The organism is Micromonospora sp. URMC 107, assembly GCF_051386315.1.
Taxonomy (GTDB): domain Bacteria; phylum Actinomycetota; class Actinomycetes; order Mycobacteriales; family Micromonosporaceae; genus Micromonospora.
The window spans coordinates 1-13319 of sequence record NZ_JBPQTK010000150.1 but is presented as its reverse complement, the minus strand read 5'-3'; the positions used below and the strand labels follow the sequence as shown (position 1 = coordinate 13319).

General features: G+C 72.2%; 10 protein-coding genes. 3 read left to right on the top strand and 7 right to left on the bottom strand.

Annotation, left to right across the window (positions count from 1 at the left end):
- From ACSNN9_RS24850 to ACSNN9_RS24830, 5 genes are all read right to left on the bottom strand, one after another.
- A partial coding sequence (locus ACSNN9_RS24850; protein WP_436675637.1) for a type I polyketide synthase occupies nt 1-2305 on the bottom strand: 2305 nt, incomplete at its 3' end.
- 29 nt (nt 2306-2334) lie between these two features.
- Nucleotides 2335-2682, bottom strand: a complete 348-nt coding sequence (locus ACSNN9_RS24845) for a hypothetical protein (protein ID WP_436675636.1) — start codon at nt 2680-2682, stop codon at nt 2335-2337.
- A gap of 5 nt (nt 2683-2687) precedes the next feature.
- Nucleotides 2688-4256: a fatty acid--CoA ligase gene (locus ACSNN9_RS24840; RefSeq protein WP_436675635.1), complete on the bottom strand. Its 1569-nt coding sequence runs from the start codon at nt 4254-4256 to the stop codon at nt 2688-2690.
- A 36-nt stretch (nt 4257-4292) separates the two neighbouring features.
- Nucleotides 4293-4865, bottom strand: coding sequence for an FcoT family thioesterase (locus tag ACSNN9_RS24835; RefSeq protein WP_436675634.1), 573 nt, complete (start codon nt 4863-4865; stop codon nt 4293-4295).
- 55 nt (nt 4866-4920) lie between these two features.
- A complete protein-coding gene (locus tag ACSNN9_RS24830; protein ID WP_436675633.1) occupies nt 4921-5949 on the bottom strand; it encodes an AfsR/SARP family transcriptional regulator in 1029 nt (342 codons plus the stop codon).
- Between the two features lie 293 nt (nt 5950-6242).
- Between ACSNN9_RS24830 and ACSNN9_RS24825 the strand changes: the two genes are divergently transcribed.
- The 3 genes from ACSNN9_RS24825 to ACSNN9_RS24815 all read left to right on the top strand — a co-directional run bounded on the left by ACSNN9_RS24825 (nt 6243) and on the right by ACSNN9_RS24815 (nt 10799).
- Nucleotides 6243-8549: a TOMM precursor leader peptide-binding protein gene (locus tag ACSNN9_RS24825; protein ID WP_436675632.1), complete on the top strand. Its 2307-nt coding sequence runs from the start codon at nt 6243-6245 to the stop codon at nt 8547-8549.
- 45 nt (nt 8550-8594) lie between these two features.
- Nucleotides 8595-10064, top strand: a complete 1470-nt coding sequence (locus ACSNN9_RS24820) for a SagB family peptide dehydrogenase (protein WP_436675631.1) — start codon at nt 8595-8597, stop codon at nt 10062-10064.
- 138 nt (nt 10065-10202) lie between these two features.
- On the top strand, nt 10203-10799 hold the full coding sequence (locus tag ACSNN9_RS24815; protein ID WP_436675638.1) for a response regulator transcription factor: 597 nt from the start codon (nt 10203-10205) through the stop codon (nt 10797-10799).
- On the opposite strand, the gene ACSNN9_RS24810 is transcribed toward ACSNN9_RS24815, so the two are convergent.
- Together ACSNN9_RS24810 and ACSNN9_RS24805 are read right to left on the bottom strand one after the other, a co-directional pair.
- Nucleotides 10695-11894 (bottom strand): sensor histidine kinase, encoded by a 1200-nt coding sequence (locus ACSNN9_RS24810; protein WP_436675630.1) that lies wholly within the window; start codon nt 11892-11894, stop codon nt 10695-10697. The two genes, ACSNN9_RS24815 and ACSNN9_RS24810, sit on opposite strands and share 105 nt — an antisense overlap.
- Before the next feature lie 559 nt (nt 11895-12453).
- Nucleotides 12454-13029, bottom strand: coding sequence for a sigma-70 family RNA polymerase sigma factor (locus tag ACSNN9_RS24805; RefSeq protein ID WP_436675629.1), 576 nt, complete (start codon nt 13027-13029; stop codon nt 12454-12456).
- Between the last annotated feature and the right edge of the window lie 290 nt (nt 13030-13319).

The following is a 13319-nucleotide window of genomic DNA, read 5'->3' as shown; positions in this document are numbered from 1 at the left end:
GTTGGCCGGTGACGGTGGAGATGACGGGGGTGCGGGGTGGGTGGTGGGTGATGGATGCGGCGACGGTGCGGTAGTCGTCGAGCATGGGGTCCATCAGGTGGGAGTGGAAGGCGTGGGAGACGGTGAGGCGTTTGGTGCGGTGGCCTTGGGTGGCGAGTGTTTCGGCGGCGGTGAGGGTGGCGGTTTCGTCGCCGGAGAGGACGAGGTCGGTGGCGGTGTTGATGGCGGCGATGCTGACGGTGTCGGTGAGGTGGGCGGTGACTTGTTCTTCGGTGGCCTGTACGGCGATCATGGCGCCGCCGGTGGGGAGGTTCTGCATGAGTCGGGCGCGGGCGGTGACGAGGGTGGCGGCGTCGGTGAGGTCGAGGATGCCGGCGACGTGGGCGGCGGCGAGTTCGCCGATGGAGTGTCCGGCGAGGTAGTCGGGGTGGATGCCCCAGGATTCGAGGAGTCGGTGCAGGGCGACTTCGAAGGCGAACAGGGCGGGTTGGGTGTAGCCGGTCTGGTGGATGTCGTCGGTGTCGATGACCTCGCGTAGGGGCCGGTCGAGGTGTTTGTCGAGGGCGGCGCACACGTCGTCGAACGTGGTGGCGAAGACGGGGTACGCGGCGGCGAGTTCGGCGCCCATGCCCAACCGCTGCGCCCCCTGACCCGTGAACAGGAACGCCAGCCGCCCGCCGGTGGACACCGGGGTCGGCTGCACGCCGGCCTCCAGCGCGCGTACCAGTTCCTCGGTGTCGCGGCCCACCACGGCGGCGCGGTGCTCGAACGCGGTGCGCCCGACGGCCAGCGTGAAGCCGACGGCCACGGCAAACCCGACGTCCTCGGGGTCACGGCCCGCCACCGCGCCGGCCAGGCGAGCGGCCTGCGCCCGTACCGCCTCCGGCGTCCGTCCGGAGAGGACCCACGGGATCACCGGCGGCGCGACCGCGGCGACCGGCTCGGGAGACTCCGCCGGCTCGGGCTCCTCCAGCACCACGTGGGCGTTGGTGCCGCTGATGCCGAACGACGACACGGCGGCACGACGCGGACGGTCGCCGGCGGGCCACGCCACCGGCTCGGTCAGCAACGACACCGCCCCCGCCGACCAGTCCACCTTCGGGGACGGCTCGTCGACGTGCAGCGTGCGCGGCAGCAGCCCGTGCCGCAGCGCGCCCACCATCTTGATCAGCCCGGCGACGCCCGCCGCGGCCTGGGTGTGGCCGATGTTCGACTTGATCGAGCCGAGCCACAGCGGCCGGTCCCGGTCCCGCCCGTAGGTGGCGAGGATCGCCTGCGCCTCGATCGGGTCGCCCAGGACGGTGCCGGTGCCGTGCGCCTCGACCACGTCGACCTGGCTCGCCGACAGCCGCGCGTTGGCCAGCGCGGCCCGGATGACCCGCTGCTGCGCGGGCCCGTTCGGGGCGGTCAGGCCGTTCGACGCCCCGTCGGAGTTGACGGCCGTGCCCCGGACCACCGCCAGCACCCGGTGGCCGTTGCGGCGGGCGTCCGACAGCCGCTCGACCACGAGCACCCCGACGCCCTCTGACCAGCCGGTGCCGTCGGCGGCGGCAGCGAAGGACTTGCAGCGGCCGTCCGGCGACAGCCCGCGCTGCCGGGAGAACTCGATGAACGTCTCCGGAGTCGCCATCACCGTCACGCCGCCGGCCAGCGCCAGCGTGCACTCGCCGTTGCGCAGCGCCTGCCCGGCCAGGTGCAGGGCGACCAGCGACGACGAGCAGGCCGTGTCGACGGTGACCGCCGGCCCCTCCAGCCCGAACGTGTACGCCACCCGGCCCGAGGCGATCGAGCCCGTGGAGCTGTTGCCGGCGTAGTCGTGGTACATCATCCCGGCGAAGACGCCGGTGGCACTGCCCCGCAGCCCGGCCGGGTCGATGCCCGCGCTCTCCAGCGCCTCCCACGAGGTCTCCAGCAGCAGCCGCTGCTGCGGGTCCGTCGTCAACGCCTCGCGCGGGCTGATCCCGAAGAACTCGGCGTCGAAGTCCGCGGCGTCGTGCAGGAAGCCACCCTCGCGGGTGTACGACCTGCCCGGGGTGCCCGGGGTCGGGTCGTACAGCTCCCCCACGTTCCAGCCCCGGTCGGCGGGGAAGGCGCCGATGCCGTCGCGCCCGGCGGCGACCAGGTCCCACAGGTCCTCCGGCGTACGCACGCCCCCCGGATACCGGCACGCCATGCCGACGATCGCGATGGGCTCGTGCGCGGCCTCCTCCGCGTCGCGCAGCTTCCGCCGCGTCTCGCGCAGCTCGGCTGTCGTCCGCCTGAGGTAGTCGAGCAGCTTTTCCTCGTTGTCGGGCATCGACGTCACTCCAAGAGCGGACCGGTGGGGATCGGGTACTAGAGCGGGATGTTCCCGAGCGCGCCGCGCCGCCGGACGGGGCCGGTGGCGGCGGCGGGCACGGAGGCGGGACGGGGCCGGGTGTCCTCCGGGCGGACGACCTCGTCGGCCACGGCGAGGTCGAGGGGGCGGTCGAGGTCGCCCGCGACCGGCTCGTGGTCCTCGACGGGTCGCGCCACGAGTTCGCGGCGTCCGGTCTCCCCGGCCGCCGCGGTCGTCGTGCGGTGGATGACGCCGACGGTGGCCCCGGCGAAGGCGTGCGGCGGCGTGGCGTCGCGCCGCGCCGCCGGCCGCGACGGCCGGCGCAGCGGGGCGCGGCGGTGGCGCTCGCTGGTCACCGCGGTCATCGCGGTCAGCTCACCCTGCGCTCGTGACCCTGCCAGAATCGCTCCCGCAGCTCGCGGCGCAGGATCTTGCCGCTGGGGTTGCGCGGCACCCGGTCGATGAACTCGTAGTGCAGGGGCTGCTTGAAGGCGGCGAGCTTGCCGCGCAGGTGCAGCGCCAGGTCGCGCTCGGTGAGCTGCTGGCCCTCCACCGGCACCACGAACGCGTACACGGCCTCGCCCCAACGCTCGTCCGGCACACCCACGACGGCCGACTCGGCGACCAGCGGATGGCGGCCGATGACGTGCTCGACCTCGGCCGGGTAGACGTTCTCCCCCGCGACGATGATCATGTCCTTGATCCGGTCGCGGATGTACAGGTAGCCGTCCTCGTCCAGCACGCCGGCGTCCCCGGTGACGACCCAGCCGTCGACCAGGGTCTTCGCCGTGGCCTCCGGCAGGTTCCAGTACTCCACCATCGCCGCCGGGGTCCGCAGCCAGACCTCGCCGACCTCGCCGGCCGGCAGCGGGTTGCCCTTGTCGTCGGCGACCTTGACCTCGAAGCCCGGGTAGGGGCGGCCCGCCGCCTGCATCCTGCCGCTGTCCGGCGTGTGGTCGGCCGGGGGCAGGCAGATGGCGGTGTTGCCGGTCTCGGTCAGCCCGTAGATCTGGGCGAACTCGCAGCCGAAGCCCTCGACGCAGCGGGCGAGCAGCGCCGCCGAGATGGGCGCGCCGCCGTAGACCACCTTGCGCAGCGAGGTGAAGTCCTCCCGGGAGACGCCGGGCTCCGCCAGCAGCAGCCGCAGCATCGCGGGCACCAGGCAGGCGGTGGTGACGCGCAGCGTCCTGATCAGCTCGACCGCGCCCGCCGTGGTGAACTCGCGCATCACGACGTTGGTCACGCCCGACACGAAGCCCTGCGTCGCCCACCACAGGCCGCCGATGTGGAAACCGGCCATGCCGACGAGGCTGACGTCGCCCTCGCGCCAGTCGATCCAGTCCAGCTCCGCCGAGGCGAGCGCCTGGCGTACGGCGAAGAAGCTGCGGTGCGCGAGGACGACGCCCTTGGGCAGTCCGGTCGTGCCGCTGGTGTACATCTGCACCAGCGGCGTGTCGGGGGTGACCCGGCCCAGCACGTTCGCGTCCGGCTGCGCCGACACCCAGGCGGTGAAGCCGGCGCCGACCGCACCCGGCTCGTCGAGCCCGACCACCTGCTTCAGCGTCGGCAGTTCCGGTGCCAGCTTCTCGGCGACGGCGGCCGAGTCGGCGTCGACAAAGAGCAGGGCGGCCCCGGAGTCCCGCAGGATGTGCTCGACCTCGCCGGCGGCCAGCCGCCAGTTGATCGGCACCAGCACCACGCCGGCCTTCGCGGCACCGAAGAGCAGCTCGTAGTAGTGCTCGGACTCCTTGCCGAGGTAGGCGATGCGGTCACCGGGGCGCAGGCCGGCCGCCTGGAGGCCGCGCGCGACCTGGTTGCTGACGCGGTGCAGGGCGCCGTAGTCGACGCGCCGGCCCTCGCAGACCATGGCGACGACGTCCGGCTGCTGGACGGCGTGCCTGCGCACCACGTCGACGAGGGTGCGCAACTGAACAGTCACCGGGTCCTCCTCAGGGGACGTACGGGTGGGGGCGGCTCACGCCGCGTCGGCCTGGAAACGCATGCCGGGCGGGTTGACCAGCGCCATCCGCACCTCGCCCTCGGCGGCGCCACCCTGGGTGTCCCAGAAGCGCCACGGCATGTCGATGATCTGGACCGGCTTGCTGCGGTTGCGCTCGCTGAACTCGGCGAAGGACACCTCGCCGTGGAACGACGACGAGTCGATCGGCCGCCGGAACTTGCTGGTGAAGTTCGCGATCAGCATGTCCGGGAGCTGCTTGGCCCAGTAGTCGTCCATCGTCCACGCGGCCAGCGCGGGAACCGCCCGCTCCTGGACGCTCTTGGCGATCAGGTAGTACATGAGCTGGTTGAAGCAGATGTTCACCTCGACCGAGTTGAGGTGACCGGTGTCGTCGATGTAGCACGGGTAGGGGATGGCGAACTCGCCCTCCGCGCTCGCCAGCCCGTTGGCGACGGTGACCGTCGCGGACTTCAGGTACTGGGTCTTCGGCCTCGCGTACGGGCGCAGCACGTCCGAAAGCAGTCCCGGGTCGTTGGCGAATGTCGCACGCCCGATAGACGCGCCGTTCTTCACCGGCGATGTGGTCATTGCTATTCCTCCTTTGCGCACGAGTGCGAAATTGAAGGTAATCTCGGCCGGTCCATCACCCGGTAACAGCGGAAGAACTCAGCCGGCGCCCCTGGCGGACCCGACCGACGAGCCGGTCCAGCAGCATGTCGGAGGTGAGCGACAGGTCGGCCAGGAGCGGGTCGGTCGACAGCAGCGCCCGGTGCAGCGCCTGGATCCGCTCCGAGGGCTCGATGCCGAGTTCACCCATCATCCGCCGGCGGAACCGCAGGTAGACCTCCAGCGCCGCCGGCGTGCGGCCGGACCGGTGCAGCGCGAGCATCAGCATCGTGTGCGCCGACTCGTGCAGCGGGTGCTCCACGACCAGCGAGGCGAGCTCGGAGGTCGCCTCCCGGTGCCGGCCCAGGCACAGGTCGGCGTCGATCCTGGTGGTGTACGCGTAGAACCGGCGCTCCTCCAGCCGCGCCGCCTGGGCGCGCAGCTGCGGGCCCCACTGCCCCTGGTGCACGACGTTGCCGCGCCACAGCGCCAGCGACCGGCGCAGGTGCGCGCCCGCCTGCTCGTAGTCGCCCGCGTGCATCGCCGCGGTGCCCGCCGTGACCAGCTCGTCGAACTCGACGATGTCGAGCTGCTTCGGGTCCACCCGCAGCGTGTAGCCCCCGGAGCAGGTGAGCAGGACGTCCCGCGCGATGTCCTCGACGGACCCGCCGAGCACGTCGCGGAAGAGCTTGCGCACCTTGAACATGTACGTCTGCAAAGTGGCGTGGGCGGTGCGCGGCGCCCCCGAGCTCCACAGCTCCCGCACGAGCACCGACGCGCCGACCGGCTGGTTCACGTTGAACAGCAACGCGGACAGGACCAGCCGCAGCTTCGGCGCGCTCGGTGCGATGTCGACCCCGTCGTGGCGGATGACGAGCGGGCCGAGCAGCTCGAACCGCAGTCCGGCGAGCGGGTTTCCCGCCGGGCGCCGGGGCGGCCCGACCGGTGGCGGCTCGGTACGCCGGACTTCCGTTGCGGGGTCGGCCGCCGACTCCAGCAACGCGGCGAGGAGCGTCAGTTTCTCCTCGTGCGACATCGATCCCAGTTCCGCAAACTTGGTAATCATTTCGCCGACCTCGCTATCAGTCGGATCCACCGCACTTTCCACCGCCGACGACTGGTGCCGGCGTACTGGTTCCGTGACGGGAGCGACGATTCCGACCAGGGGGAGTCAGGACAGGCTTCCACGCTATTCCAAGCCAGGGTCGAGCCGATAGTGACCGCGTCATGGACGGGCGTGACCAAACGAGGGGGCAGCATGTGACCGCGGCACTTGCCCGCGGCCTGCGCTGCCGGGAGGCTGGGCTGGAGGCACGCTGGAGTGTCGCTGGAGCGGCACTGGTCGAGCAGGGGGCAGCCATGTCGGGTGGGGACGCACAGCTGCGCGTCGGGTTCAAGCGGCACCTGCGGGCCCACGTGGTACACGGTGACGCGGTCTACCTGCTGTCCGAGCGCGGCGCCACCTCGGTCAGCGGGACGCACGTCGAGGCCCTGGCCCCGCTGCTCGACGGCACCCGGGACCTCACGGAACTCGTCCGGGACAGTCCCGCCGGGATGTCGCCCGCCGAGATCGGCACGGTCGTCCGGCGGCTGGTCGACGCCGGCCTGGTCACGCTGCGGCCGGCGCAGGAGGCGGAGGCCGACGAACCCGTGCTCGCGTACTGGGAGTCGGCGGGCCTGGACCCCACGGCCGCCGTGCGGGCCACCGCCGCCGCCCGGGTCGACCTCATCCGCGTCGGCTGCCCGCCGCAGGATGCCGCGGCGGCGGAGGACGCGCTGCGCGCGGCCGGGTTGACGGTGACGCAGGTTTCCGGGAACTTTTCGGCCTCGCCCGCCGACTTATCGATTGTGCTCTCTGCGGACTATCTCGACGAGGGACTGGCTGCCGTCGACGCCGCGCACCGCGCCGCCCGCCGGCCCTGGCTCCTCGCGAAGCCCGGCGGCGCACAGGTGTGGGTGGGGCCGGTGTTCGACCCCGCCGCCGCCACGGGCTGCTGGCACTGCCTGGCGCACCGGCTGCGCGGCCACCGCCAGGCCGAGACGCGCCTGCGCGCCGTCGTCGGCTCCGCCACGGAGATCGGCACTCCGCCGGTGTCGCTGCCGCCGCTCGGCGCCGCCGCCCTGCACCTGGTGGCGCTGGAGGCCGCCAAGTGGACGGCCGGCCTGCGGCACGACGGGCAGCGCGCGGTGTGGACGTTGGACAGCGTCACCCTGCGCGGCGTCCACCACGAGGTGCGAGCCCGCCCGCAGTGCCCGGAGTGCGGCGATCCCGGCATGGAGCGCGACCGGGCGTTCCGTCCGGTGCCGCTGCGCAGCCGGCCGAAGGCGTCCCGTTCCGGCGGCAGCCACCGCGCCCTGCCACCGGAGCGGGTGCTGCGCGACTACGGGCACCTCGTGAGCCCGGTCAGCGGCGTGGTCAAGGAGATCACCCGCGACGGGCGGGGCCCGGCCTTCTTCAACTCGTTCCGCTCCGGCCCGAACCTCGCGATGACCACGCGCAGGAACGCCGAGCAGATGCGTTTCGCGCTGCGCGCCGAGAACGGCGGCAAGGGCGTGACCCCCGTGCACGCCGAGGTCAGCGCGCTCTGCGAGGCCATCGAGCGGCACAGCGCCTACTTCCATGGCGACGAGGCCCGGGTCACCGGCAGCTACACCGAGCTGGCCGACACCGCCGTGCACCCCGACGACTGCCTGCTCTTCGACGAGCGGCAGTACGCCGACCGCGCCCGCTGGAACGCCACCTGCTCGCCGTTCCAGTACGTGTGCGCGCCGTTCGACGACGCGGCCGTGACGAGCTGGACCCCGGTGTGGTCCCTCACGGAGCAGCGGCACCGCCTGCTGCCCACCTCGATGCTCTACTTCAACGTGCCCGAGCAGCACGGCGGCACGTCGCTGTGCGCGGACTCCAACGGCAACGCGGCGGGCAGCAGCCTGGAGGACGCGCTGCTGCAGGGTCTGCTGGAGGTGGTGGAACGCGACGCGGTGGCCCTCTGGTGGTACAACCGCACCCGGGCCCCCGCCGTGGACCTGGACAGCTTCCGCGACCGCTGGATCGACGAGCTGCGGGAGGTCTACGCGGGCCTGCACCGCGAGGTCTGGGTCCTGGACGTGTCGTCGGACGTCGGGATCCCCACCATGGCCGCGCTGTCCCGGCGCACCGACAAGCGGTGCGAGGACATCATGTTCGGTTTCGGCGCCCACCCCGACCCGCGGGCGGCGCTGGTCCGCGCGCTCACCGAGATGAACCAGTTGATGCCGACCGTGGCGGAGGTCGGCGGGGACGACGACGACAGGTACGGCTGGTCCGATCCCGACGCCGTACGGTGGTGGCGCACCGCCACCTGGGCCGGGGACGCCTACCTGCGGCCCGATCCGGCGGTGCCGGCACGTCGACTCACCGACTACCGCCACACCCCGACGGACGACCTGCTGTCCGACGTCCGCTCGGTGCAGCACAGGCTGGAGGCACTGGGGCTCGACGTGCTCGTGCTCGACCAGACCCGTCCGGACGTCGGGCTCCCCGTGGTGAAGGCCATCGTGCCGGGGATGCGGGGCTTTTGGGCGAGGTTCGCGCCGGGCAGACTGTTCGACGTCCCGGTACAGCTCGGCAGGCTCGACCGCCCCACGGAGTACGAGAACCTCAACCCGATACCACTTTTCGTGTAGAGCGGGCGCCCATGGCGTCGCCGCCGCGCCCGTCGAGGAGCCAGGTTGCCATCCGACGCCGACACGTCCCGCCCCGGACCGAGCCTGTCGCTGTGGTCCTTCCGGGACGACGTGACCATCGAGACGGCTGAGGACGGCAGTCTGACGATCCTCTCCCGTTGGGGCGACGTCCCGGTGGGCCGGCCCGCGCCCGCGGTCGAGGAGGTCCTGCACCGCATGACCTACGGGCCGGTCGCGCTCGGCAACGTCGCCGGGCTGGACGAGGGTGTCCTCCGGCCGGTCTTCGACCGGCTGCCCGGCCGGATAGTCCGCTCGCTCGGTTCGCGGGACTCGCCGGTGCCGCTGCTCTCCGTCCAGCCGGTCTCCCCGCTGGGGGTGTTCGCGCTGCCGGAGGTGGCCGAGGACCGGCCGCTCCGGCTGTCCCGTTTCGCGTTCGCCCACCAGCGGGACGGCGAGTTGGTGCTCGAGTCCCCGCTGTCGCACCACCGGGTGGTGCTGCACCGGCCGCAGGCGTCGCTGGTGCTCGGCGCGCTCCCCCGCGCGACCACCACCGTCGAGGTGGGACGGAAGGTCAGCCTGGCGCTGCCGGTGGTGGCCGACGTCGTCGCCTACCTGGTCGGCGCGGGCATGGTCGTCGTCGCCGAGGCCGGCACGTCGCGGTTCCACGAGGACTCCGACCCCACGCTGGCGATGTGGTCGCCGTACGACCTGCTGTTCCACTCGCGCAGCAGGCTCGGCCCGCACGACGACCCCGCCGGCGCGACGTTCCGCCACGTCGCGACCCTGCCGCCACCGGCCGCCGTCAAGCCGGTGCCCGCCGGGCCGCGGATCCCGATGTACCGGCCGCCCGTCACGGTGCCGCACGGGATGACCCTCACCGAGGCCGTCGACCTGCGCCGGTCGACCCGCACCTTCGCCGAGGCGGCGCCGTCGACCCGGGAACTCGGGGAACTGCTGTTCCACGCGGCGCGGGTCCGGATGCAGACGGTCGCCACGGCTCCCGACAACGTGCGGTACACGGTGACGCGGCGTCCGTATCCCAGCGCGGGTTCGCTGTACGAGCTGGAGCTGTACCTGACGGTGGACCGCTGCCCGGACCTGCGGCGCGGCATCTACCACTACAGCCCGGTCGACCACGCGCTGACCCTCGTCAACGCCGACCCGGCCGACGTCGACGAGTTGCTCGACAACGCGCGTGTGTCCGTCGGGGGCCGGCGGCCCCCGCCGGTGCTGATCACCATGACCGCGCGGGCGGGGCGGGTGTCCTGGGTGTACGACAGCATCTCCTACGCCACCACCCTGAAGCACGTCGGCATGCTCCAGCAGACGCTCTGCCTCGTCGCCACGATGCTCGGGCTCGCCACCTGCGCCCTCACCATGGGCGACGCCAGGGTTTCCGCGTCGGCGTTCGGGCTCGACTGGCCGGCGGAGGTCGGAGTCGGCGAATTCGCCATCGGACTACCCGAAAACGACATCTCCTGTAACGAGGAGTATCTGGGCGTACACGGAATGTGAATACGCCGATCGGGCATCGGCAAATGGCTTTGCGACATTTCACACGCGGGCGCGAAAAGAGCATTCATGATGCGTGCGGGCGCGTGATAGAACGGGGTTAATCGCGCCGGCCCGACAGGGGATGCCAAGTTGATCAAGGTGTTGTTGGCCGAGGACATGCACATGGTCCGAGATGCGCTGGTCGCGTTGCTCAACCTGGAGCCGGACATCGAGGTCGTCGCCGCGGTCGCCTCGGGCACGGAGATCCTGCCCATGGCGCAACGGTTCCGGCCCGACGTCGCCGTGATCGACATCGACCTGCCGGGCAAGGACGGGCTCTCCGCGATCGCCGACATCCAGGTCCACCTGCCGGAGATCCGCACCCTGGTCCTGACCGCGCTCGGCCGACCGGGCACCCTCCGCCGGGCGTTGTCCGCGAAGGCGACCGGCTTCCTGCTGAAGGACGCCCCGACCGAGCAGCTGGTCGACGCCATCCGCAGCGTCGCCGCCGGCCGGCGGGTCGTCGACAGTCAGCTCGCCATGTCCGCCTGGGACAGCGCCGAGTGCCCGCTCACGGCGCGCGAGACCGAAGTCCTCCGCCTCACGGCGGAGGGGCTCCAGGCCGTCGACATCGCGGCGCAGATGTTCCTGTCAGTCGGCACCGTCCGCAACTATCTGACCACGATCGTCAACAAACTCTCCGCCCGCAACCGCGTCGACGCCATCCGGGTCGCCCGGGAGGCCGGCTGGCTGTGACCGGGACGCGCCGCGGCGCTCCAGGCGCAGAGGCACCTTGGCGCACAGGCGGAACAGGTCCGGCTGCCGGTCGACCGTCAGCGAGCCGCCGATCTCCTGGGCGCGTGCGGACAGGTTGCGCAGCCCGTTGCGCCCACTGCCCGGGTCCCTGGGCGGCCCGACGGCCTGGTCGTCGTTCACGATCTCGATCCAGGCGTCGTCCTGGGTCTGCCGGATGGTGATGTCGCAGCGCTTGGCCTTGGTGTGCCGCAGGATGTTGGTCACCCCCTCCCGCAGCACCGTGGCGAGCACCGTGCTCACCTGGACCGACAGGTCCAGGTGGTCGCTGTCCAGCCGCACCTGGATGTCCGCGGCGGAGAGCACGGAGACGGCGGAGCGGCACTCCTCCTCCAGCGACAGTTCGCGGTAGCCGCTGGCGACGGTCCGCGCGTCGGAGAGGGCGACCCGCGAGATCTCCAGGATCTCCAGCAGCTGGTCGCTCGCCTCCTGCGGCGACTTTTCCATGAGCCGGTGCACCAGCTCGATCTTGAGCGAGATCGCGGACAGGCTGTAGCCGAGCAGGTCGTGCAGGTCGCGGGCGAAGCGCAGCCGCTCCCGCAGCACCGCCATGCGCGCGATCTCCGCGCGGCTCTCCTGCACCTCGACGACGAGCGCGGTCAGCCGGGACAGCCCGTAGACCACGAGCCCCGTCGTGACGGTGGAGATCGCCGTGTAGAGCATGTCGATCGGCGCGTGGGTGAAGAGCCACTGGGCGACGGCCATCGAGGCGACGATCAGGGCGAAGGTGACCCACGCCGCAACGGCCCGCAGCACGAGCAGCACGCTGCCGGCCAGGAAGCCCGGCATGCCGACCCACGCCTGGCCGAACGTCAGGATCGGCAGGTAGACCAGCGCCGCCTGGGTGGCGAGGACGCCGTAGCCCAGCGGCGTGCGCAGGCGTCCGTTGTCCCGGCCGTACCACAGCATCTGCATCGCCATCAGCACGGCGATGCACGTGAACGACAGCGCGATGGCGAGCGGCCCGACGGGCAGGAACATGACGTGGAGGAAGCCGATGAGGCTGATGCTTGCGAAGACGGCGGTGACGACGCCCATCGCGAGCCGGGGCGCCGGTAGCGGCGCGGCCCCTCGCGATGATGAGCGCCCTGGTGTGACGGAGAGGTTCACGGCAGCAGCGCTCTCGTTTGCTCTAGCGCAGCCGGCGTACGCCCAAGGGCCAACTCGCCCCGCACCCCGTATGGCCGGCCCCCGTATGGCCGGCCCCCCGCCAGCCGCGACGCCCGATGACGGGCCTCGGTTCAACAACCACGACACACTCCCCAGTGATCGACCCGACGGCGGGAATGGTTCCGTCTGCCCGCGCAGGAACCCGGTGAACCGTCGGACGCCGACAGGGCGCCGAAGCCCACAGGGTTGTTACGCAACGCAAACGTTTTTGAACGGATTCCCGGCCGCGAATTGCTATGTGCCCTTACGGACACCTTCCCCCTTGAGGGCAGACCTTTCCACAAAAAAATGACGGCCGTCAAGCCGTCTGTCCTTGGCCGCTGCGGTGCGAAAGGGTCCTACTCGATGCTAGGGAACATTTGCCGCCGTCACGTCATATCCTCTAGTAGGGACATTTGACGCGGGAGTCGCCGCGCGGCGGCGGGGCCTACCGGGGGAGCGCCGGACGCCGCCGCGGGGCCGGTGCCAGCACCGACACGAGGTCGCGCCGGGCCCGCGCCACACGCGAGCGGATCGTGCCGACGGGGCAGCCGCAGAATTCGGCCGCCTCCGCGTATCCGAGACCCAGCACCTGGGTCAGCACGAACGCGTCGCGGCGGGCCGCGGGCAGCGTGCGCACCGCGAGGTTGAGCGCGACCGTGTCGTCCAGGCCGGGTAGGTGGTGGGCCGCGGAACGCTCCGCGGTGGCCTGCCAGTCCTGGTCGGACACGATCCGGGGCCGGCTCGCGGCGGCGCGGAAGTGGTCGGCGGCCACGTGCCGCGCGATGGCCAGCAGCCAGGCCCGCGCGTGGTGGCGCCCGGTGAACAGGTGTGCGCTGCCCAGCGCGCGGGCGAACGTCTCCTGGGTCAGATCCTCGGCGTCGGCGTGCCCCACCAGGTAGACCAGGAAGCGCCAGACGTCACGCCGCGTGCTGCGGACGAGCGGATCCGCCGCGGCGCGGTCGCCCCGCCCGACGGCCAGGGCGAGAGCCGTGACCTCGCTTTCTCCCAGTGAGTCCGACATGAATTCACGGTAACCGTACGGGGTGCCGGGAGAAACGGATTCCAGTGGCGGTCCAGCCGGCCTCATCGCCGGGAACCAGAATTCGTGGGAACCGTCCGGCCGGCGCGTGGCGCGTCCCCGGGCCCACGCGGCGGGCCGGTCGGCGCGCGGGCCCGGGAGACAGGCGCGCGGGCCCGGGAGACAGGCCAGCGGGGCCGCCGACGCACGCGCGCCCGACGGCGGCGTCGCGCCCCGGACGCCCGGCGACTCGCCGCCCCGCCGGCCCCGGCCGGGCGGCACGCACGTCCGCC